The sequence below is a fragment of the Shewanella algicola genome (assembly GCF_014648035.1).
Lineage (GTDB): Bacteria > Pseudomonadota > Gammaproteobacteria > Enterobacterales > Shewanellaceae > Shewanella > Shewanella algicola.
Genome location: NZ_BMQI01000031.1, coordinates 22808 through 46067, shown reverse-complemented (window position 1 = coordinate 46067; position 23260 = coordinate 22808). Strand labels below are relative to the sequence as shown.

General features: G+C 43.0%; 22 protein-coding genes. 14 read left to right on the top strand and 8 right to left on the bottom strand.

The genetic code is table 11. The annotated features are described in order from the left end of the window. Positions 1 to 32 precede the first annotated feature (32 nt). The gene (locus IEY42_RS13930; RefSeq protein WP_188925808.1) at positions 33 to 1175 is read right to left on the bottom strand and encodes a DUF418 domain-containing protein; all 1143 of its coding nucleotides are present in this window, start codon (positions 1173 to 1175) and stop codon (positions 33 to 35) included. A gap of 330 nt (positions 1176 to 1505) precedes the next feature. Between IEY42_RS13930 and IEY42_RS13925 the strand changes: the two genes are divergently transcribed. Next, positions 1506 to 3410 (top strand): methyl-accepting chemotaxis protein, encoded by a 1905-nt coding sequence (locus IEY42_RS13925; protein WP_188925807.1) that lies wholly within the window; start codon positions 1506 to 1508, stop codon positions 3408 to 3410. Between the two features lie 186 nt (positions 3411 to 3596). Here IEY42_RS13925 and IEY42_RS13920 read toward each other — a convergent pair whose 3' ends face one another. Beyond that, positions 3597 to 4481 (bottom strand): prohibitin family protein, encoded by an 885-nt coding sequence (locus IEY42_RS13920; RefSeq protein WP_160054124.1) that lies wholly within the window; start codon positions 4479 to 4481, stop codon positions 3597 to 3599. Between the two features lie 66 nt (positions 4482 to 4547). Then, positions 4548 to 5030 (bottom strand): hotdog fold domain-containing protein, encoded by a 483-nt coding sequence (locus IEY42_RS13915; RefSeq protein ID WP_188925819.1) that lies wholly within the window; start codon positions 5028 to 5030, stop codon positions 4548 to 4550. Positions 5031 to 5183: 153 nt separating this feature from the next. Between IEY42_RS13915 and IEY42_RS13910 the strand changes: the two genes are divergently transcribed. From IEY42_RS13910 to IEY42_RS13850, 13 genes are all read left to right on the top strand, one after another. Further along, positions 5184 to 6119: a polyprenyl-phosphate transporter gene (locus IEY42_RS13910; protein ID WP_478013461.1), complete on the top strand. Its 936-nt coding sequence runs from the start codon at positions 5184 to 5186 to the stop codon at positions 6117 to 6119. A gap of 208 nt (positions 6120 to 6327) precedes the next feature. Beyond that, the gene (locus IEY42_RS13905; RefSeq protein ID WP_188925806.1) at positions 6328 to 7290 is read left to right on the top strand and encodes a YbgA family protein; all 963 of its coding nucleotides are present in this window, start codon (positions 6328 to 6330) and stop codon (positions 7288 to 7290) included. 11 nt (positions 7291 to 7301) lie between these two features. Then, positions 7302 to 8735: a deoxyribodipyrimidine photo-lyase gene (phrB, locus tag IEY42_RS13900; protein WP_188925805.1), complete on the top strand. Its 1434-nt coding sequence runs from the start codon at positions 7302 to 7304 to the stop codon at positions 8733 to 8735. A gap of 215 nt (positions 8736 to 8950) precedes the next feature. Then, positions 8951 to 10162 carry an NnrS family protein gene (locus IEY42_RS13895; RefSeq protein ID WP_188925804.1) on the top strand — a complete coding sequence of 404 codons (1212 nt, stop codon included), beginning with the start codon at positions 8951 to 8953 and terminating at the stop codon, positions 10160 to 10162. Between the two features lie 41 nt (positions 10163 to 10203). Continuing rightward, on the top strand, positions 10204 to 11613 hold the full coding sequence (locus IEY42_RS13890) for an ammonia-forming cytochrome c nitrite reductase subunit c552 (RefSeq protein ID WP_188925803.1): 1410 nt from the start codon (positions 10204 to 10206) through the stop codon (positions 11611 to 11613). 318 nt (positions 11614 to 11931) lie between these two features. Beyond that, positions 11932 to 12330: a nuclear transport factor 2 family protein gene (locus IEY42_RS13885; RefSeq protein WP_229780061.1), complete on the top strand. Its 399-nt coding sequence runs from the start codon at positions 11932 to 11934 to the stop codon at positions 12328 to 12330. After that, the gene (locus tag IEY42_RS13880; RefSeq protein ID WP_188925801.1) at positions 12330 to 13085 is read left to right on the top strand and encodes an SDR family NAD(P)-dependent oxidoreductase; all 756 of its coding nucleotides are present in this window, start codon (positions 12330 to 12332) and stop codon (positions 13083 to 13085) included. Before IEY42_RS13885 ends, IEY42_RS13880 begins: the two co-directional genes overlap by 1 nt. Positions 13086 to 13110: 25 nt before the next feature. Further along, positions 13111 to 14379 (top strand): NAD(P)/FAD-dependent oxidoreductase, encoded by a 1269-nt coding sequence (locus tag IEY42_RS13875; RefSeq protein WP_188925800.1) that lies wholly within the window; start codon positions 13111 to 13113, stop codon positions 14377 to 14379. Then, a complete protein-coding gene (locus IEY42_RS13870) occupies positions 14376 to 15200 on the top strand; it encodes a DUF1365 domain-containing protein (RefSeq protein WP_188925799.1) in 825 nt (274 codons plus the stop codon). The genes IEY42_RS13875 and IEY42_RS13870 overlap by 4 nt, the downstream gene beginning before the upstream one ends. Positions 15201 to 15299: 99 nt before the next feature. Beyond that, complete coding sequence (locus IEY42_RS13865) at positions 15300 to 16535, top strand: SAM-dependent methyltransferase (RefSeq protein ID WP_188925798.1); 1236 nt, start codon at positions 15300 to 15302, stop codon at positions 16533 to 16535. A 49-nt stretch (positions 16536 to 16584) separates the two neighbouring features. Further along, complete coding sequence (locus tag IEY42_RS13860; protein WP_188925797.1) at positions 16585 to 17103, top strand: DUF2878 domain-containing protein; 519 nt, start codon at positions 16585 to 16587, stop codon at positions 17101 to 17103. After that, positions 17100 to 17726, top strand: a complete 627-nt coding sequence (locus tag IEY42_RS13855) for a chalcone isomerase family protein (RefSeq protein WP_188925796.1) — start codon at positions 17100 to 17102, stop codon at positions 17724 to 17726. Before IEY42_RS13860 ends, IEY42_RS13855 begins: the two co-directional genes overlap by 4 nt. Positions 17727 to 17850: 124 nt before the next feature. Beyond that, positions 17851 to 18351 (top strand): DUF3833 domain-containing protein, encoded by a 501-nt coding sequence (locus tag IEY42_RS13850; protein ID WP_229780060.1) that lies wholly within the window; start codon positions 17851 to 17853, stop codon positions 18349 to 18351. A 62-nt stretch (positions 18352 to 18413) separates the two neighbouring features. Here the strand turns inward: IEY42_RS13850 and IEY42_RS13845 are convergent, their stop codons facing one another. The 5 genes from IEY42_RS13845 to aptA all read right to left on the bottom strand — a co-directional run bounded on the left by IEY42_RS13845 (position 18414) and on the right by aptA (position 23154). Beyond that, positions 18414 to 18758, bottom strand: a complete 345-nt coding sequence (locus IEY42_RS13845; RefSeq protein ID WP_188925794.1) for a DUF3634 family protein — start codon at positions 18756 to 18758, stop codon at positions 18414 to 18416. A gap of 261 nt (positions 18759 to 19019) precedes the next feature. Continuing rightward, positions 19020 to 19760: a TorF family putative porin gene (locus tag IEY42_RS13840; protein ID WP_188925793.1), complete on the bottom strand. Its 741-nt coding sequence runs from the start codon at positions 19758 to 19760 to the stop codon at positions 19020 to 19022. Between the two features lie 130 nt (positions 19761 to 19890). Beyond that, positions 19891 to 20259 (bottom strand): cupin domain-containing protein, encoded by a 369-nt coding sequence (locus tag IEY42_RS13835; RefSeq protein ID WP_188925792.1) that lies wholly within the window; start codon positions 20257 to 20259, stop codon positions 19891 to 19893. A gap of 9 nt (positions 20260 to 20268) precedes the next feature. Further along, positions 20269 to 21768, bottom strand: coding sequence for a CoA-acylating methylmalonate-semialdehyde dehydrogenase (locus tag IEY42_RS13830; RefSeq protein ID WP_188925791.1), 1500 nt, complete (start codon positions 21766 to 21768; stop codon positions 20269 to 20271). Positions 21769 to 21801: 33 nt separating this feature from the next. After that, positions 21802 to 23154, bottom strand: coding sequence for an omega-aminotransferase AptA (gene aptA / locus IEY42_RS13825; protein WP_188925790.1), 1353 nt, complete (start codon positions 23152 to 23154; stop codon positions 21802 to 21804). Positions 23155 to 23260: the final 106 nt, after the last annotated feature.

Genomic DNA, 23260 nt, shown 5'->3' with positions numbered 1-23260 from the left:
CGAGGTGTTGTTTCTCTCAATGCCTACACCGATTAGCCACGTCTTAGTACTAAATAACGCCACAGCTTTTCCAATGGGCCTTGTTTAAAATAACGTAAATACCAATGCGCGAGCAATAGTTGCACTATGGTGTAAAAGACTGCGATAGACATATAGCCCGTTCTATCAAGCTGTTGCTGCCATTCAGGGGCAAGGTAGCGTAGCAGTATAATCCCGACAATGGACTGAAGAATATATAAACTAAACGCCAACTTACCGACGTTTTGTAGTGCGGTAAAACGCTGTGAGCTGTTTTGACATAATAAGCAAATGATATGGATATACACCAAAGCACAGGCGAGGGCACTTAACAGTAATACCACGTCCGAGAGCGCCACTAATATTGTATTACCGCTAAAGCTCAATACTGAATCGACTAATGATAACGTCAGAGCCCAAAATAGGCTTTGTTTGAGTGTATTGGCGTCTAATCCCTTGCTAAATACCTCGCGTTTATACAGCGCCATACCGATTAACATTAGCCCGGCAATAAACCACATCAGCGTCAGTGGGATCACCAAAATCATGTAACCAAACATCGTCAGGTGCATTATTAATTGATCTGAATAACTGCCAGTCCAAGCTGATAGTTGCTCCATAAATAACGTTGAGTCACGCAAGTATACTTGGTCGCCTGGCGAGAGCGATATCAAGGTGATTGGAATAAGCGACATAAAAATAAACCATTTTGCCTGCCTAATTAACGCATCAGCATCGAGGTAGCGATACTTAAAAGCCAGCAATCCACTGACGCCATACGACAGTAAAATATCGCCCGGGAAGATAAAAACTCCATGAATAATCCCAAATAAAATCAGCCAATATAAGCGCCACTTTTGTTGTTTGAGGTGCTTCTGTGATGATGGCTGTGCTAACTGAGATTGGTATTTTTGAAATTGAATGAACATACCCGCGCCAAACAACATTGCGAATAAGCTAAAGAAACGGCCTTCCAGGAAAAAGTTACTTAACAGCTCAATCGTAATGTCGCTAATCGGCTGCACAGCATGCGGCGCATAGCCAAAAAAGCTATTGCCCATAAAGTAGATGTTTAAAAAGAAAATACCCAGCACGCCAACACCACGAATGGCGTCAAGATTGGCTAAGCGTCGAATTGGAGTTACGTGTTCATCCATGAGTTTTGCGCTGTTAATGGTTGAAATCCTTTTTATGTGCTGTTTAAAAAGCATCTATATAAGCAGAAATTACTCTTACTGCGGATAGTGCAAATAAATATTCTATTATTCAACCATAACTAACTATTGTGTTGTGTCACATTTATACTAATAAGTTGAGATAATTTAAGTTTGCTAATGTTCGATGTGTGTTGATGTAACATATTGTTTCTTTTGTTTAGAAAGTATTTAACCATCCAAATTTTCTTGTGAATTCATCGTTTCATAAACGAGTACAGTATTTTTTACATGTTATCATTAAAATAACGTTAACTTGGTGGGTGGTAAAGCATGAAAAATTTGGGCCTTAAAAAATTATTATTATTTTCAATAATATTATTAGTGGGATCATCGGTTTCCATTTCAAGTTGCATCCTCTATTTACAAGAGAAAGGCACCCTCACAGAAAATATTATGCGTGAAAGTAACAATTACGTAGCAGCTAAAGCTGCGAATATTGAAACGCTAATTAATGAAAAAGTAGGGGGGATAAACAAACTTGCTGACCTGTATAAGACAAATAAAATTGAAGGGACAGAGCAAGAAATTATCGCCCAGACTAAATTTTTAGCCAGTGCAATGAACCTAAACAGTGCTGTGTTAGCTTTTGAAACTGGTGATGCTTATTGGAGTAAAAGCACACCCACCTGGCCTGATCATAAATATGATACTGATGTGACTACTGCATCTTGGTATCAAGATGGCCGTAAAGGCAATGATGTTACCATGACAAACCCTTATATCGGTTCAGATGGTGGTTACTATATTACCATTATTGAAAAAATAAAGGGCGGCACCATATCTGTCGATATGACGCTTGATTTTCTTAACAAAATGGTCAATGAGTCTAATGATATTCCTGGTTCAATAGCCGTAATCCTTAATCACGACACCACCATTCTTGCTTCGTCTTCTAAAGTCGTCAAACTTGGTGAGAAAGCAACCAAGTTTCCATGGTTTAAAAATGCTGTTCAGGAGGCTGTGAGTAAGGAAAGTAATGTTGTTGATTATTCTGTTGATGGTCAAAATAAGATATTTTTCTCCCATATCATCAACGCTGGTGATAAAAATTGGTACTTCGCGATTGGTTTAGATAAAGAGGTCGCATTCGCCAAATTAAAGGAATCTCGTAATGTTGCTATTTTTATTACGCTTATTGCCACACTAGTGAGTGTGCTTATTGCCTTTATGTTAATTCAAATACTCTACCGTCCTATATTAGCGCTTAAAGACACGGTGCTTGGTTTATCAAATGGTGATGGCGATCTAACCCAACGTCTACAGGTTGATACCAATGATGATTTAGGACAAATAGCACAAGGCGTAAATCAGTTTATTGAAAACCTCCAAAATATGATGTTGGAAATTCAGAACGCCAGTACTACCCTTCAATCTAACATCAATCGAATGCGTGAACATTCACAAAGAAATAGCACCATTATACAAAATCATGTTTGTGAAACTGAACAGGTGGTTACCGCTATTGAAGAGATGAATTCAACTGCAGAGTCAATGGCAAAAGATGCTGCAAACACTGCGAACCTCACTCAACAAGCGAATGAAACCAGTAAAGAGTCTCGAGAAAAAGTACATAAATCTCAAGTCACTGTCTCAGCCCTTGTTGGCGATGTTAATAAAACCACTGACGATATTGCAAAAATGACAGAAGTGACCCAAAGCATAAATGGCATTCTGAGTGTGATTGGTGAAATAGCTGGACAAACAAACCTGTTAGCGTTGAATGCGGCAATTGAAGCCGCAAGAGCGGGTGAGCAAGGTCGAGGGTTCGCTGTTGTTGCCGATGAAGTGAGAAACTTGGCGAGTCGGACTATGTCGAGTACCGAAGAAGTTGAATCCGCCCTTGAGCGTTTATTAACAGGCACTCAGGTTGTGGTTGATTCAATGGATAATACTAAAGCACGCTGTCAAGAAACTGCTGTCGATACCAGTAATGTTGAAGCTAGCCTAGATACCATGACTCAATATGTAAATGACATTAATGATTTAAGCACTCAAATTGCAACGGCTGCCGAAGAACAAAGTTGTGTCACTCAGGAGTTGAGTCGCAATATGTCTGCAATTAACGAGATTGTCCGGGAGTTAGATGCGAATGGGCAACAAGCATTAACAGAGGCGGATGATATTAATATTATTAATAATCAACTAGCTGATATCGTTGGTCGCTTTAAATTATAGTGTTGTTGGCTGTATTAAGTATGACGGTTTAAATAAGCTTAGTAGGATTATTTGAATTGAAAATGGGTTAAATTGAGTTGAAGTTAAGCCATAAAAAAACCAAGCATTGTGCTTGGTTTTTTTATTGTTAATCAATTTGTTGCTACACACACCTATGACGCCTTTAACAAGGTGTGATGTGATTGATTATTTTTTCTGTACTTCTAAAAACGGAATGGTCCCTGTCGGTAGCATGGTGGTTGGCAGCTTACCGTCCCAGCGCTCAGCTTTGGTTAATTCAACCAGGTTTTGGTTTTGTGCTAAAGCTTCGGCACGGATTTTAATTGCCGAGGCTTCAGCATTACCTTTAATTCGAATACTTTCGGCTTCTGCAATAGCACGCGCTAACTGTGAGTCAGCTTCTGCTTGTGCTTGAGTCACCGCAATTTGCGCGCTAACACGTTCTTTTTCAAGATTTTGCAATTGGGTTTGCACTTCAACTTCGGCGCGCATTCTGTCTTCTACCGATTTCTCATAAGCATTAGAAAAATCGATATTTTCTATCTGTACCGAGGTAATCGTTACTGGGCCTTTAATTGACTTGGTAATGGCATCTGTCACGTCAATACCAAACTTAATACGCTCTTGTACTGCCGAGATAGCAGTGTATTTACCAAAAATATTCTCTACTTGAGTCGGCACCTGGCGGTCGAGCAAGCGTGAAACCATAGAGTCGATACCTTTAAACTTGGCATACACTTCTTCAACGCGATCGGGCGGCACGCTAAAGGTCACTGATGCGCGCAAGGTTGCTGGTTGTTGATCGCGGCTATAGGCTTGCAGCGCCTGATAACTTGCGGTGTGTGTTTGAGTTGAGATTTTAACCACGGTATCCATTAATGGAATTTTAAACCCAAGCCCGGGTTCTGCGGTATCGATGATTTTACCATTACGTAATAACACGCCGCGTTCACCCTGATCGACGGTATACCAGCTGCCATATAAGCTGATGAGAATAATCAGTAATATCGATACCGGAATAATTTTACCTAGGTGATTGTTGCTTGCGTTTGCGAGATCGTTTTTTAACATTATGCTTCCCTAGCAAAAAATAAAATAAAGATAATCCTATGATTATCTTACGATTGTTTTATGATTTTATGACTGCTTTTTTGGTTTTTCAGAAATCCACAGCTTAATGTGGCCTTGTACCACTACCACACCATTAGTATCGTAGGCTTTAACGTCGACTAACATATCACCGACTTGCCACTGCTCTGGTGTTACCTCTGCAACACACAGAATATCAGTCCCTGCTTTAGCGGTATAGTCAACCGACATGCCTTTAGGGATCCAGCGTAAATGAGCTGGGATAGAGGCCTCTGCCATGGTACCCATTGCCATTTCTAATCCATTACAAATCGCAATCACATGCACGGTACCAATATGGTTTTGCACTTTTTTACGTTTTTTAATTAAACACTCGCAACGATTCACCTTTAGCTCGTTAATGTAAGGATGAACCGTGCCAAAATAGGGCGCCATGCGGGCGACCATTTTAGAAAATATATGTTTGCCAAATGGATATGAGGTCACTTTTTTATACAGTGACATGACTTTATTAGGTTTTGTAGGTGTCATATGAAAACTCGGGTTATGGTATAAATGATTTGTCTGGTCGGATGAGATTAACATTGTTGCAACCTTGGGTGAAGTGCTGGCCACTCTTTTTGATCGCTCATTTGCGCCGTGACAGGTATAATTTTGTCCGTGATGAATATTTAAGGATAAATTTTGAAATCGAACTTGTTGTTGAATTATATCAAAGGTATGGCCATGGGCGCGGCAGATGTTGTCCCGGGTGTATCTGGTGGAACCATTGCCTTTATTACCGGAATTTTAGACCCACTATTAGACGGTATCCGCAAAATCAATTTATCTTTGTTTGGCATGATTAAGCAGCAAGGGGTTAAGGCGGCCTTTATGCACATTAATGGGCCTTTTTTGTTGTGCGTGTTTGGCGGCATATTAACCAGTATTTTTACTTTGGCTAAATTGATTTCGTGGTTATTAGCAACCCATCCTATCCCGGTATGGTCGTTCTTTTTTGGCTTAATTATTTACTCTGTGGTGCACATGGTAAAACAGGTCGAAAAGTTTACCGCGTTAAGAATATTGATGTTTATTGGCGGCGTGGCCTTTGCGTGGGCCATTACTGTATTGCACCCCATTGAACTGCAGATTACCTATCTTAACTTCTTTTTTTGCGGCGCCATTGCAATATGCGCGATGATTTTACCGGGGATTTCTGGCAGCTTTATTCTGCTTCTACTAGGCATGTATCCAGCGGTATTGGCGGCAGCAAAAGGGTTCGATATTGTCTATTTAGCGTGTTTTGCCATCGGCGCAGCTATCGGTTTACTCAGCTTTAGCCATGTGTTGTCGGCCTTGCTGCGTAAGTTTCACGATGCCACAGTGCTATTTTTAACCGGATTAATGCTTGGCACATTAGGTAAAATTTGGCCCTGGAAAGAAGTGATTAGCTGGCGCGAAAACAGTAAAGGCGAGCAAGTGCCTTTGTTGGAGCAAAACTTATCGCCGTTTCAGTTTGAGCAAGTCACTGGTGAGTCGTCGCAAATTGTTATGGCGATAGTATGTGCACTTGTTGGAATTGGGCTCGTGTGGACCTTAGAGTACGTTGGCCGAAACGCCAAAGTACAGGCTGCTTAATACGCAATACCTTAGGATTTAATTAAATCAAAAGCAGAATCTCGGTTCTGCTTTTTTGTGCTTCAAATTTAAGTAAAAACATTCTATAAATAATGAACTTATTTGATTTAAGTTTCGTATTATCAGCCATAATAAATATATTATTTAGAATCATAAAATTATTTGCCAACCATAGGCAAAGATTATTCGGTCTCAGGAGTATCAAACCATGCCAAATACAGTCACATTTGTGCCAGAGAAAATCCAAATTGGGATCAGCAGTTGCCTATTGGGCAATCAAGTTCGTTTCGATGGCGGCCATAAAAACTCTTACTACTGCAAACAAGAAATAGAACCGTTTTTTGAATACACCACGGTTTGCCCTGAAATGGCGATAGGCATGGGCGCGCCACGCAAAAGTATTCGTCAAATTCGCGACGGCGATATTGTGCATATCCGCAGTGCAGATGGCTCGTTAGACGTGACTGACAAACTGAATGAATATTCTAAAAACAAAGTAGAAGAGCTCGACTATTTAGGCGGTTATATTTTATGTGCAAAGTCGCCTACTTGCGGAATGGAGCGGGTGACTGAGTATAAAATCGGTACCAATAATGGCTCTAAAACCGGTGTGGGTGTATTTGCTAAAGCGTTAATGGAACGTTACCCATTATTGCCAGTAGAAGAAGAAGGCCGTTTGCATGACCTTGCACTACGAGAAAACTTTTTCACTCGGGTATTTGCTTATAACGACTGGAGAATAATGAATCAGTCGGGCTTAACCAAGCACAAGCTGATGCAGTTTCATTCGCGTTATAAATACTTACTTATGGCGCACAGCCCAAAGTGGTATCGCGACTTAGGCCCAATGCTGGCCGACATTCAAGATTTAGAGCACACAGCACAGCAGTATTTTGAAGGCTTTATGACGGCACTTAAAATCATTGCTACGCGTAAAAACCACACCAGTACATTGCAGCACATTCAAGGTTATTTTAAGAAGCAATTAAGTGCGGATCAAAAAGAAGAGTTGAGCGAGTCGATTTTAAAATATCGCCAAGGACTCTTACCTTTGTTAGTGCCAATCACCTTAATTAACCACTATGTTCGTGAGTTTCATACTCCATACATTGAAGAGCAAGTGTATTTAAATCCACATCCAGAAGCGCTTAAGCTTCGTTATGCTTACTAGGTCGAGTATCAATGAGTACTATGAATAGCGTGATGTGGTTTAGACAAGATTTGCGCGTTGCCGACAACCCTGCGTTGGTGGCGGCTTGTGAATTTGCCAGTCAACATCAAGGTAAGGTGAGGGCACTTTATATTGTGACCCCGTCCCAATGGATGCTGCATGATGTTGCGCCAATCCAAATTGATTTTATTGAGCGACATGTCAATTTGTTAGCACAGTCGCTGGCGGCGTTAGGTATTGCTTTAGATGTGCTGCACTTACATTCTTTTACTGATACCGAGGCTGCATTAACTGACTATATACAGCAGCACCACATTGATGCGGTATTTGCTGGCAGCGAACCCGAAATTAACGAACGGCGTCGTGATGCCCTGTTAATTGACAAAGGGGTACCACTGACATTAATTGACCAAGATTGCCTGCTAGCGCCAGGGCAAGTGCTTAATTTGTCTGGTGATATGTACAAGGTGTTTACCCCGTTTTCAAAAAAATGGAAAAGCATTGCGAGCCAACGAGCCATAGTGCCAGTTGCCGCACCGGCCTCAGTCGCCGCAGCATTAGCGCACCCAGAGGCGATTGTGTTTGAGTGCAACAAGCGCAGTAGTGAGCAATGGGCAGCAGGCGAGGGTGCGGCCAAGCGGATTTTAGATCAATTTTTAGCAACTCAAGTGGCAGACTATCAAACCGATAGAGATTTTCCAGCTCTTGACGGAACCAGCCGTTTATCGCCTTTTTTAGCCCTTGGGGTGATAAGCTCGCGCCAATGTGTTGCCGCCATTTTAGCGCGCTACCCTGAAGCATTAGTTGATGATACCTGCCCAGCGAAAACCTGGCTTAACGAGCTTATTTGGCGAGAGTTTTATCGTCATTTGCTGGTGGCGTTTCCAAAGTTGTCGATGGCACATAACTTTAATGAGTTAGGTGATGGCATTGCATGGCGTAATAACCTTGATGAGTTTCAAGCCTGGTGTGAAGGGAAAACCGGCTACCCGATAGTCGACGCCGCAATGCGTCAGTTAAATCAAACAGGCTGGATGCACAATCGTTTACGCATGGTCGTGGCGAGCTTTTTAACCAAACATTTACTGGTCGATTGGCGTTGGGGTGAGCGTTACTTTAGGCAGCAATTGATCGATGGTGATTTAGCAGCCAATAACGGCGGCTGGCAATGGTCGGCCGGAACCGGTTGTGATGCCCAGCCATACTTTAGGGTGTTTAATCCGATGACCCAAAGCAGCAAGTTTGACCCCGATGCCAGCTTTATTAAACGCTATATTCCAGAGCTGGCAACTTGGTCATTTAAAGATATCCATGAGCCTAAATCGGTTAACGTACACGACTTATTTGCCCAACCGGATAATCAAGGTTATCCCAAGCCGATTGTTGAACACAAAATGGCGCGCTTAAGAGCCATTGAAGTATTAAGTGCGTTAAAGCGCGGTTAGTCTCCTCAATATATTGTTTTACCTAAAAGCCAATGCCGTTATTCGGTGTTGGCTTTTTTGCGTTAGATCACAGTATGGCGAGCTTGGTTTGCATTAGCGAAGGGTAATGATTGAAGTAATAAGATGGGCAGCATACAATAAACCTAATTAAAGATTTATTTATTATGCATGTTTAAGTCTTCTTGTTCTTAACTCACTAAATGAGTGTGCTGCTTATGCTAAATATTGATGACCCTGCTGAAATTGATAACACCCCAGCAATCTGGCGTTTAGGTTTTAGGCCGTTTTTTCTTGGCGGCGCAGTCGTGGCTGCTTTATATATTCCGTTGTGGTTAATGGGCTGGTTTACCCCACAATATAGCTTATTTAGCGCTGAGTTTTGGGCCAATGTCGTGCCGTTATGGTGGCATCCGCATGAAATGCTATTTGGTTTTGCCATGGCTATCGTGTGTGGTTTTTTACTGACAGCAGTGCAAGCATGGACTAATCAACCCACCATTAAAGGCCGCAGTTTGATTGTCACCTTTGCATGCTGGCTCATCGCCCGATTAACACTGTTATTGCCAATGAACATTCCGCTCGTAGTGCCAGCGTTATTTGACAGCTTATTTTTAGGGTTAAGTGCTTTTGCCTTGTGGCGCTGTATTTACCCAGTAAAACAGTGGCGCAATATCGGCTTTCCGTTGTTACTTGTGGTGGCATTAGTGGTCAACCTTGCAAGTTACTATGCGCTACAACAACGTGACTTTTCGCTTTCAACTCAGTTATGGCAAGGTATGATTTGGTGGGTTGCCATGATCATCACCATTGTGGGTGGTCGGGTTATTCCATTTTTTACCGCCATGCGTATTCAACAACCTAAGCCAGATCCCATTAGTATATTAGAAAATGCGTTATTATTAGTTATGGGAGTCTTGTTTATACAAGCAATAACTCATTGGATGCCTAAAGGGATTGAGCAAGTTTTATTGGCTGTGGCCGGTGGATTGCATTTTATTCGTTTTGCCCGTTGGCAAGCGCACAAAACCTTAAAAGAGCCCATGTTATGGTCTTTGCATTTGGCGTATTTATCATTGCCTGTCACGTTAGTCTTAATGGCAATAAACATTGATAACGAATATGCCTATCGCACGTTATTGCACCTCTTTGCCGTAGGCGGCATAGCGGCACTGTGTTTATCGATGATCTCTCGTGTTTCGCTTGGCCATACTAGTCGTAATATTTACCAAGGCCCCAATATGGCATTTGCGTTTTTAAGTATTGCGATCGCGGCAATATTTCGAGCGATTATGCCACTGCTAATGCCTGAGAACACCCAAATGTGGTTATGGATTGCTGGGATGTTTTGGTTTATTGGCTTTGGTTTGTTTGTGTGGTTTTACGCCCCTATTTTAACCCGCCCAAGACTTGATGGTCGTCCTGGGTAGCATTCTTTTGATTTGAGTAAACTTCTGTTTAAGGTAAGAATATGATTAATCCAATAATAGACGTGATGATGAAAGCCACTCGTCCTTTACGCAGTAAAACGGGCTTAGGTATTATTGTTAGTGGGCTGGCATTATTGACATTGACCTCCTGGTCACTGCAAAGCGCTGAAATTGACCCAAATCAGATCAAATTTCCCAATCAATTTTCTTCTTGGGAGGCAACCGTAGAGCAGGAAGAACGCGAAGATATGTTGGCGCAATATCCTGCCAGTATTATTTTGTGGGCCGGCTCATCGTTTGCAAAAGAATATCATAGTCCGCGTGGCCATCAGTTCGCGGTAGCCGACGTCACTCATACTTTACGTACTGGTGTTGCAATAGCTGAAGGCGATAAAGGGCTATCTGCCAGTTGCTGGACCTGTAAAACTCCAGACGCCCCAAGACTGATGAAAGAAATGGGTATTCAAGGTTATTCAGGTGCTAATTTTGTCGACTTAGGCCGCGAGATAAAATCGGTAGTGTATTGTAGTGATTGCCATGTTGATGGCAGTGCGGAGTTAGCTTTACCTCGTCCTCATGCTCAAGATGCGATGGCAAAAATTAAACTGCCATTTGATAAACAAGACAGCACCATGCAAGGCGCACAAGTGTGTGGGCAATGTCATGTGAGTTATTATTTTCAACCAGAAAACAATAACAAGGTTAATATCCCGTGGATTTTTGGCAATACCGCTGACACCATTGAAAAGTATTATGACACCCGTCGTTTTTACGAATGGATCCATCCGATTTCGAAAACCCCGATATTAAAAGCGCGTCACCCAGAATTTGAACACTGGAGCCGGTCTACTCATGCTAAAAAAGGCGTGACTTGCATAACCTGTCATATGCCAGAGACCAAAGACGAGCAAGGTAATGCATTTACCGATCATAAAGTGGCTTCTGCCATGGATAACTTTGAGCAAGCTTGTTCTAGTTGTCATGGTAGCAAAGCGGCTATGGTCACAAAACTCGATAAAATCAAAGCCAATATTGATGCTAAAGCGCGCAATGTAGAGTCTTTATTAGTTAAAGCCCATTATGAAGCTAAGGCGGCTTGGGACGCGGGTGCAACATGGCCACAAATGAACGATTCTATTATGGCGATTCGCCATGCGCAGTGGCGTTGGGATTTTGCCATGGCTTCACACGGTTTATTTGCCCATAACCCTAAAGAAGGTGTTGAGTTACTCGATATGGCAACCGAACAAATTACTTATGGCCGTGAAGCATTAGCCAGGGTATTGAGCCAACTGTCGGTTGAAAAAGTCGAATATCCAGACTACAGCACTAAAGAAAAAGCCCATGCCGCCATTGGATTTGTTGAGGCCGATGCTGTTAAAGCTAAGCAAGCCTTTATTAAACAAGAAGTGGAGAAACATTGGCATCCGGTGGCTAAAACCGGTTATTAATTTGTTTTGTTGAGCCATTGAATCACAAACGCCCAGGCCTTAGCCTGGGCGTTTTGCTTTTTACCTACCATAGTGATCTGCATTTTACCTTACCTCGTATCATCTCTTAATTGAATAAGTCTGAATTTGAAAGCACGAAACACTTTTATCTTATTGTGATATAAGGCATTGTTGTTTTTATGCTCACAAAGTTGGCATAAGAGGAGTTTGTTAATGCAAGGTGCACAGTCGATAGTTGATACTTCAACTGAACCATCAAATGGCGTAAACACAACGTCTAGTCATGGCCATCCTGCGATTGTAGATGCATTTATTAATATGTATCAGCAACTTAATAAAGATAACTTACATTTACTACAACAAGTGTATCGTGACGATATTGGCTTTCGCGATCCTATGCATCAGGTTAATGGCATCGACGACCTCACGCGTTACTTTGCCAACATGTACCTTAACGTCACCCACATTGAGTTTGATATTAAAGAAGTGGTCGTGAGCCACAGCAATAGCCAGGCAGCGTTATATTGGACCATGACTTACGCGCACCCTAAGTTAAATAAAGGCCAACATATTCAGGTAGAAGGTATGTCGCAACTCAAGTTTGACGACAAAATCTATGCCCATCGAGACTATTTTGACCTTGGGCAAATGTTGTATGAGCAAGTGCCGTTTTTAGGTGGTTTGATTAGCTTGTTAAAAAATAGGGCAGCTAAGTAATGGTAATGACAACAACTAAAACGCCTGCAGTGTTAATTACTGGCGCCAGTTCGGGCATCGGCCTTGCGTTGGCTGAGCATTATCTTGCTCAAGGCATTCAAGTGATTGCCTGTGGCCGTAACCGCGAGGCGCTGCAAGGCATTAGAGGCGCGACGCCACTTGATTTTGACATTACCGACAGTGCGCAAGTGCAAACCACAGCTACCGATCTTAAACAACTGCTGTTCGATAATCACTGGCAATTACAACAGGTAATACTTAATGCGGGCAGCTGTGAATATATCGACGATGCATTGCATTTTGACTCGGCATTATTTGCCCGAGTCATTAACACCAATGTGGTTGCAATGGGTTATTGTCTGGAACATTTTTTGCCATTACTCAGCAGTGGTGCCCAACTTGGCTTAATGAGTTCAAGTGCCACCTATTTACCCTTCCCTCGAGCTGAAGCCTATGGTGCATCAAAAGCCGCCATCAGTTATTTAGGCCGCAGTTTGCGGGTGGATTTAGCTGAACATGACATCGGCGTGAGTGTCATTTGTCCGGGCTTTGTTAAAACCCCATTAACCGATAAAAACGATTTTGCGATGCCAATGCAAATTACGGCTCAGCAAGCCGCCGTCGCCATTTTTAAAGGCATGCAACGCCAACGTAATGAAATTCACTTTCCGGGTAAGTTTACCTGGCTACTTAAATTGGCTTCGTTATTACCTGAGTCATTGCTGGTGTCTTTGCTAGCAAAGAAAAATAACTAAAATAGCTTTCAGTAAGGATGATTAAATGAAAAATATCGCCGTGATTGGTACGGGCATATCAGGCTTAACTTGTGCACATTTATTGAGCCGTGAACACAAGGTTACCGTGTTTGAAGCCAATGATTATATTGGTGGGCACACCGCAACGGTCGATGTCGAAGTGGCAGGAAAGTCGTACGCAATTGATACCGGTTTTATTGTATTTAATGACCGAACTTACCCACGATTCGAAAAGCTCATGGATCAGCTTAAGGTTAAATCCATACCCACAGAAATGAGTTTTAGCGTGAACAACGCCATTAGCGGGCTCGAATATAACGGTCATAATTTATGGAGCTTGTTCGCCCAGCGCCGTAATTTATTTCGCCCCAGCTTTTACAAATTTCTTGGCGAAATTGTACGGTTTAACAACGGCTGTAAAGCGATTTATGAAGCCGACAAATACCCCAATACCACGCTGGGTGAATACCTAGACCAAAATGACTTTTCTGCCTTTTTTTGTGAGCATTATATTTTGCCCATGGGCGCAGCGATTTGGTCGTCCAGTATTGATGACATGCGCGGCTTTTCATTGCGATTTTTTATCCGCTTTTTTCAACACCACGGCTTACTCAACATTAACGACCGCCCACAGTGGCATGTGCTTGAAGGTGGCTCACGCAGCTACATTCCAGCATTAACCGCACCGTTTAAAGAGCGTATTCATCTTAACTCGCCTGTCACCGGGATTAAACGCAGTGAAGATGGCGTGCAGGTACAGGTGTCTAATGGCGAGTGGCAACAGTTTGATGATGTGGTGCTGACGTGTCATAGCGATCAAGCACTCGCCATGCTTACCGATCCAAGCCAGGACGAGACAGAAATATTAGCCCCGATGGCTTATCAAAATAATGAGGTCGTACTGCATACTGATATTAATGTGCTGCCAAAACGCAAAGCCGCGTGGGCCAGTTGGAACTACCGTTTAGACGGTGAAAACGAACTTGATATCACCCAGCGCCCTGCGAGTGTCACTTATAATATGAACATTTTGCAGCGTTTACCTAAAGATGCGCCAACCTTTTGTGTCACCTTAAATCAAACTGATTTAATTGACGAAACTAAAATTTTACGTAAATTTAATTATGCCCATCCGGTGTTTAATGACGCCAGCATGAAGTCGCAAGCTAAAAAAGCGCTAATCAACGGCAAGCGCCATACTTATTATGCGGGCGCATATTGGCACAACGGTTTTCATGAAGACGGCGTGCGCAGCGCGGTAGACGTGTGTAATCTTTTTGGGATCACCTTATGACATTAACTTCATCGCCACAGACCCTACATAGCGGCATTTATACCGGCACCGTGAGCCATCGTCGCCACGTGCCTAAAGTGCACAGTTTTGGCTACAAGCTGGCGATGATGGCAATTGATTTAGACGAAGTCGATGCCATATGTGCCACCAGTAAATTGTTTTCTACAGACCGATTTACCCCACTAAAATTTAAGCCTAGCGACTACTTAAATGAATTGGATAAGCAATTTGCTGATGCATTAGTGTTGCCACCAGCTTGCCATGGTGATGACGCTAGCGCGTTAAAACAACGGGTGTTAGCCACCATTGCGCATTTAGGTGCAGACCAAGTGTGCGATAAGGTGATTTTTTCAGGGCAAATTCGCCATTGTGGGTTTTATTTTAGCCCGGTGAATTTTTATTTTTGTTATCACAATGACGAAATGGTTTATATGCTGGCTGAGGTCAGTAATACCCCCTGGAATGAACGCCATTGCTATCTCGTGGATATGGCCAATACGACCCACACCGACAAGGTGTTTCATGTATCGCCATTTATGAATTTAGACATGCATTACTTATGGCGAATTACCGCGCCAGCTAAGTTTCTAAAGGTCACTATTGAAAATCGTAATGAGAGCAACGATAAACTATTTGATGCAGGCGTGGTGCTTAAACGCCAGGAGATCAGCGCGAAAAGTATGCGAGGTTTTATGCTGCACTTTCCGCTCATGACAGCCAATATTATGTTGGGTATTTATTGGCAAGCACTCAAGCTGTTTGTTAAACGTATTCCCTTTGTGAGTAAGCAGCCGACAAAACCATCTAATCAACATAGTTAACGAGTAAGTAAAAGCAATTGTAAACCAAATGGACTGACGTAACGTATTGACTGTGAATAAGGTGATTTAGCCTACGCAGTGATGAACTGGAGACAAAAAATGGAAAATACAGCCACACAAAGTAGCATGGCTCAAGCTGGTTTATCAGACAGTCTGGCAAGAAAAATTTTATTACGTGCACTCGCACATCTTGCAGAAGGTCATTTAACGATTGTAGACGGCAACCAGACTGCTGAGTTTGGCGATGCCAAAAGTGATGTCCATGCAACGATGCAGGTCATGCACCCTAATTTTTATCGTCAGGTGGTGTTTGGTGGTTCAATTGGTGCCGGTGAAGCCTATATTCAAGGTCATTGGTGCAGTCCTGATTTAACTAAAGTGGTGCAAGTTTTTGCGCGTAATTTAGCTTTACTCGACAATATTGAGCGGTATTTTTCATGGTTAAGTAATGGGGTTAGCCGCTTAAAACATGTATTAAATCGAAATTCTGAAGCGGGTTCTAAACGCAATATTTTAGCGCATTACGATTTAGGTAATGACATGTATCAGCAGTTTTTAGATCCAGAAATGATGTACTCAAGTGCGCTATACCCTAATGATGACAGTACGTTAGATGAGGCGCAAATCCATAAGTTGCACACTATCTGCGAACGTTTAGATTTAACGCCAGGGCAAACCCTACTTGAAGTGGGTACCGGCTGGGGCGCATTGGCCATTTATGCCGCTAAGCACTTTGGCGTTAATGTCACCACTACAACCATTTCAGACGCACAATACGATTATGCCGTTGCACGCGTTAAGCAAGAAGGCTTAGAAGACAAGATTACTTTACTTAAGCAAGACTACCGACTGCTCACCGGTGAATATGATCGCGTAGTATCAATTGAAATGATTGAAGCAGTAGGTCATGAATACCTAGGCGGCTTTTTTGAAAAGCTGCAGCACTTACTCAAACCTAATGGTCGCATGCTCATTCAAGCTATTACTATTGCCGACCAGCGTTATAACAGCTACCGCAAAAGCGTTGATTTCATTCAACGTTATATTTTCCCAGGTGGTTGCCTGCCTTCGGTTAGCGAAATGACCAAACACATCGCTAAAAAGACTGACATGGTCACCTGGTCAGTGAGTGATATGGGCAAAGACTATGCGCGGACATTAAAGCACTGGCATGAAAACTTTGATGTGGCATACGACAAGATTAAAGCATTAAATTATGGCGATGACTTTATAAGGATGTGGAAGTTTTATTTAAGTTACTGCGAAGGCGGCTTTTTAGAACGCACCACGAGTACGGTCCATCTGGTTGCCGTTAGACCGCAATATCGCTCATGATGCGTTGCTCGCATCCTGCGAGCAAGCTTGCTTATGCGACGAGGTAGTTATGCCTAATCCAAAGCTATTTATCATCTTAAATGCGTTATCGTTTCAGTTAGTGTGGTGGGCTGGCGTTCTTGCTGGCAACCAACTGCTGTTATTGTCTATTGTGCTGGTGGTGAGCCATTTTTTATTGTCTCAATCGCAGCGACTCGATTTTCAATTAATGTGTTTGTGCGCCGTGATTGGCATGAGTGTTGACACTTTGCTTACTTGGGCTGGTGTGTTTGTATTTGCCGACACTCCTTATTGGTTAGCGTTGTTATGGTTAGTCTTTGCCCTAAGCCTTAGATACAGTCTGGTGTTTTTTCAACGGATAGCCGTAAGCTTACAAGCCTTATTTGGCGCGGTGTTTGGTACCTTAAGTTACATTGCGGGTGCTGAGTTTAATGCAGTTGTTTTGCCTTATGGTCAGTGGGTGAGTGCAATTGTGCTGGCAGTGATCTGGAGTGTGTTGTTTCCCGTATTGTTAATGGTAAGTCGCGGTGAATACACCAGAGGTCTAACCCAGGAGAGTCGGCAATGAAAACGTTAAACCGGGCGGTAAACGTCAGTAGCAATGCTTATCAATGGTTGGTCGAACTGCTTTTTGGTGTCGTCGGTGCGGCAGTAGTGATATTGATTTTAACGCTCAGCATGAGTAATGCTATGGCCAATCAATCGTCAACAACGCACAGCACTGAAGCACTGCCGGTTTTAACGATACAGCAGCCATCTGCAACGCTTATTCAAGTCGGTTCAGCCAGTATGAGCATGATGTGGTTCGACATTTACAGCGCAACATTATATTCAATTGACGGTAAGTATCAGGCAGAACAATGGCCATTAAAGCTTGAAATTGAATACCACCGTGACATTGACGCTGAAGACTTAATTGATGCCACTGTCGACCAATGGTTGCACCTAGGTTTATCTGAGCAACAAATTGACCAATACCGTGAACAGCTCGTTAATGCTTGGCCCGACGTAAAAGAGGGCGACAGGCTAACATTTATGGTCAATAACCGCGCACAAGCTGAGTTTTTGTTTAATGATAAACCGTACTTTCAAGTCAGTCATATCGAGTTTCCGCAAGACTTTTTAGCGATTTGGTTATCTGAAAACACTAGCCGTCCTAAACTGCGTCAGCAGCTTATTGGTATGAACTAACTCCAACTAAGGTTGAACGATGTTATCGAAATTATCCTCTGTATTTACCGCCAGGCACTTGTTGACAAAAGGGCTTAAGCCGTTAGGTAAAACCATTGTGCTGGCATTATTGGCTCTCGGGTTAATGTCATGCTCATCGGCATCAATTGATGACTATGCCAACACCACCCCAAAGCTTGATTTAGCCGAGTTTTTTGATGGCAAATTAACTGCTGCCGGCATAGTGCAAGATTTCTCTGGCAAGGTGACGCGCAAATTTACCGTGACCATGGAGGCGCATTGGAGTGATACCCCGCAAGGTAAACAAGGGGTGATTAACGAGTGGTTTGTGTATGATGATGGCGAAAAACAAACTCGAGTGTGGACTATTATCGACCAAGGTGACGGTAGTTATTTAGGCACCGCGAATGACATTTTAGGTATCGCACAAGGTGAATCCAAAGGCAGTGCACTGCGTTGGCGCTACGACATGCTATTGGCGGTTGATGATAGCGAATATGAAGTACATTTTGACGATTGGATGTTTTTAGTCGATCAAAATACCATTATTAATAAAAGCGATATTATCAAGTTTGGTATTACGGTTGCCGAAGTCACTTTGGTGATTTCTAAGCAAGCTGATTAACCTTATATTCAATAACAAAAATGGACTCGAATGAGTCCATTTTTGTTGGTGGTCAATAACGATTAACCCTTCAATTTTGATGAGTCTTGTTGTTTTTTATCGTAATACTCAAACGGAAATTGATTGCGAATTTGCTGAATTAAATTATCACCCACATTAGCGGACACATGCAGACGTACATGACCTGATTTTTCAGCTCTAATGGTGCAGGTCAGTTTGTTTGATTTTGCAATTGCCCGACATTCGCGTTCAAAGCGTTCTGGAATTTTGCCTTTGTGATTTGTTAGCTTGCCATCTTTAAAGTGCATTTCGAATAATGTTAATCCACGGCTGCTGGTAAAAATCAGTTTATAGGCGAGAAAAAACAACCCCACAATGATCAGTATTTTGATGATATTGTCTGCCATGGTGCACTCCTTGGTGGCGATTAATGTTATACAGTCTATGGCGTTAAGATACTCCGGTCATGCTTGTATGCAACGCTATTTTGTTGAAATCTATGAGCAAGGTCTAATCCTTGATCAAACTGTACTGTTAAAAGCCTTGCTGAGCATTGTTTAAGCTTATTGTGGCATTGCGGATAATAAAAAACCGCCAATGGCGGTTTTTTATGGTTAGCGCCCCAGCGCTAAGCTAGGTCTTAAAGCCCGTTTATAAACTTTAAGTATTTAAAATGCGTAACTTACGCTAGCTAATAAGGTGCCAGAGTTTTTATAAACCCCAGAATTAACCTCATTATCACCATCTATGTCGGTGTCTAAATAAGCCATTGAAACACTAAAGCCACTAAACTCAGTTGATACGCCAATCGAATAATCTGAGTAGCTGTCAAAGCCTTCTCCATCGTCAAAGCCTTCTCCATCGTCAATGCCGTCTCCAAAGTTATAGCCATAATGTAAATCTAGGCTCCAATCTTCGGCAAATCCCCAGCTGTAGTTAATTTCAGTGTAATGCAGGGCTAAATCACTTCCACCATAATCGTCGGTATACCAATACGCTGCTCTAAATCCGCTATAATCGATACCCGCGCTGACTTCGAGATAATCTAACTCACTGTCTCCAGGGTAGTTATAACGATACAAGGTGAAGTCATAACTGGTGTCGTCGTTAATTTCACCATAGTAACCGGCGTACAAATCTATTTCGACGTCTGGGCCGTTATAACCTGGCTCATCAAAGTCGACATTGCTGCCCCAAGCACCCACAAAGAAGCCAGAATCATGGCTCCAATCAATATTGGCTTGTAGGGCTGGATCGCCAGCGGTTTGTGATACACCACGAAAGCGGTAATCATTAGTTACACTTACTGCGCCAGAGACTTCTGCCGTCGCTAACGGAGCGAGTAGGGTAGCTGATAATGTTAATCCGCTTAACAGTGCAATTCGCGTTCTTTTTAATGTGTTCGACACGATATCATCTCCATTTACATATAATACAGTGGCTCGTTATTACACTATTCAGTCACTGCGTATGCCATTTATCAGAGTCAAAACCAATAGGTTTTGCCTGTACCGCATGGCGGTTAAACACTATGTTTGATCAAGCTTGCTGTTCAAACATAACGTAAATCTTTTTACACAATCCAACGACCTCCCAAGTACCTGTAAACCCAGATGGAATAACAAATTTATCGCCAGCCTTAACCGTTAAACTGTGGCCCTCACTGTCGGTAATAATGCTACTGCCTTCAAGAATGTCGCAATACTCATACTCGCTGTAACTCACAGACCAGCTGCCTGCTTCACTTTGCCAAACCCCAACGTTAAATTGTTTACAAGGGCTTTCGAAATGATTTTGCACCGATTGCAGCGGGTTACCCGTGATTCTTTTTTCATCGGCTAAGTGGTACGACTCAACCTTGGTAGATTGAGCACTAAATAGGGTGATATCACTGATGCTTTTATTCATGATGCTCACTTATTTCATGGTTGGCATAATAAAGGCCGACGGTTCGTTCGCGTCGACTTTAGCTTGTGGCCAACGGGCGGTAATGGCTTTACGCTTAGTGTAAAAACGCACGCCATCAGGACCATGCATATGCAGTGGACCAAATAGTGAACGCTTCCAGCCACCAAAGCTATGAAAGGCCATTGGCACCGGGATGGGTACGTTAACGCCCACCATACCCACTTCAACATGATGGCAAAAATGCCGTGCCGCTTGCCCATTTTGAGTAAAAATTGCTGTGCCATTACCAAACTCATGTTGGTTAATGAGCGCTAATGCTTCGGCATAAGTGTCGACTCGCACAATGGCCAGCACAGGGCCAAAAATTTCTTGTTGGTAAATGCTCATTTGCGGTGTCACATGGTCAAACAAGCAGGCACCTAAAAAGTAGCCTTGCTGATGGTTGCTAATACTAATATCGCGGCCATCGACAACCAATTTAGCCCCTTCATTAATGCCTGTTTCAACATAGTTACGCACTTTGGCTAAATGTTGTGCTGAAATAAGTGGCCCCATGTCCATTTCTGGAGTGATACCGCTGCCGACCTTTAATGCACTAATCTGCGGTAATAATTTATCGACCAGTTTGTCGCCGATATCACCCACCGCCAATACCACAGAAATGGCCATGCAACGTTCACCCGCACTACCATATGCTGCACCCATTAATGCATTAACAGCTTGATCTAAATCAGCATCGGGCATTAATAACATATGATTTTTAGCTCCGCCCAATGCTTGTACTCGCTTGCCGTGGGCAGACGCTGTGGTGTAGATGTATTCCGCAATAGGGGTTGAGCCAACAAAACTGACGGCTTTAATGTCTGGGTGGGTGAGCAAAGCGTCTACCGCTTCTTTATCGCCGTTGATGACGTTAAATACTCCGTCAGGCAAGCCTGCTTGTTTGAGTAACTCAGCAATGAGCATGACCGAGCTTGGGTCTTTTTCAGACGGTTTCATAATAAAGGTGTTACCACAGGCAATGGCAATCGGGAACATCCACATCGGCACCATTACCGGGAAGTTAAACGGTGCAATACCGGCTACAACACCTAATGCTTGATTAACAGACCAAGCATCAACACCACCACCGACTTGCTGGGTGTGTTCGCCCTTTAATAAGTGCGGTATACCACAGGCAAACTCAACCACTTCGAGGCCTCGAGTAATTTCGCCTTTGGCGTCATCAAGCACTTTGCCATGCTCTAGGGTAATCAGTTCTGCTAATTTATCGACATGCTGCTCGACTAACGCTTTAAATTTAAATAACACGCGAGCACGGTTGAGTGGAGTCACTTGTGACCAAGTGTCAAACGCGGTTTTAGCCGCAGCAATGGCAGTGTCGACTTCATCCTGGCTGGCTAATGACACCTGGCCGCGGGCTTCACCGGTTGCAGGATCGTAAATCGTTTGTTGGCGCTGGCTGGTTTGAGTCAGTTGTCCATCCACAAAATGGGTCATGTTAAGCATGCTTGCAGTCCTTTCTTATAAACTAAAAATGAATTAATCCACGGCGTTAATGGCATCGGTTAGTTGATTAACCATGTCATCTATTTGTGATTTTTCGACAATTAGTGGTGGAGATAGGGCTATGATGTCAGCCGTTGCCCGCACTAATGCGCCGTTTCTAAAGCAATGGTCAAATATGGCATAACCACGTTTACCCACGCCTTTATCACTTGGGGTAAACTGAATGCCCGCAACCAAACCTGTGTTGCGAATATCAATCACATTTGGCAAGCCTTTGAGGCTATGTACTGCTTGTTCAAAGTAAGATTCAAGCTCGCGCGCGCGTTCAAATAGTTGTTCATTTTCATAAATAGACAAGGTTGCTAGGGCTGATGCCGCTGCCACTGGGTGACCTGAATAAGTGTAACCATGGAAAAACTCAATTAACTCGTCTGGGCCATTCATGCAGGTATTATGAATACCATCACTAACAAATACCGCCCCCATAGGAATAGCGCCATTGTTAATGGCTTTTGCAGTGGTGATCATGTCTGGCGTCACTTGCCAGCGCTCACTGGCAAAAGCGGCTCCAACGCGGCCAAACCCGGTAATAACTTCATCAAATATCAATAAAATACCGTGTTTTTGGGTGATTTCGCGTAAGCGTTTAAGGTAGCCCTCTGGCGGTAAAATTACCCCAGCAGAACCGGACATGGGCTCTACAATAACAGCGGCAATGTTTTCTGCGCCGTGTAACGTTATGAGCTGCTCAAGCACTTCAGCCTTGTCTAAACCGTGTGGCGGCAGACCATGACTAAAGGCATTGTTGGCAATGTCGAGTGTATGGGGCAGGTGGTCAACACCTTGTAGCAATTGTTGGCTAAAGGTTTTGCGATTATTACTGATACCGCCAACCGAAATGCCGCCAAAACCAACACCGTGATAGCCTAATTCGCGGCCAATAAAGCGTGTACGGCTCGCTTGACCATTGGCGCGGTGATAACAAAGCGCCATTTTTAATGCGGTATCGACAGACTCTGAACCCGAGTTAGTAAAAAATACATGGTCCAGTCCATCAGGGCTTATTTCACTGAGTTTGTGGGCCAATTCAAACGCCAATGGATGGCCCATTTGAAAAGACGGTGCAAAGTCCATCTGGTTAATTTGTTTGCTTACCGCTTCAGATATTTCAGCCCTGCCGTGACCGGCATTACAACACCATAATCCTGCGGTGGCATCGAGCACCTTGTTACCATCAATGTCGGTGTAATACATACCTTGTGCCGACACTAACAAGCGTGGGTTTGTTTTAAATTGCTTATTGGCAGTAAATGGCATCCAAAAATGCGCCATATTCGGCCATGTTTGCGATGAGTCGCCCGTTCCTTTGCGCTGAATTTCGTTCATAAATAGACTCTACATAGGTAACAAATTAGTCAGTTGGCCAAATCATAATGGTTAAATTATGAGTGATTGATATTTGCTATGCTATGTCAAAAATAATGAACATAAA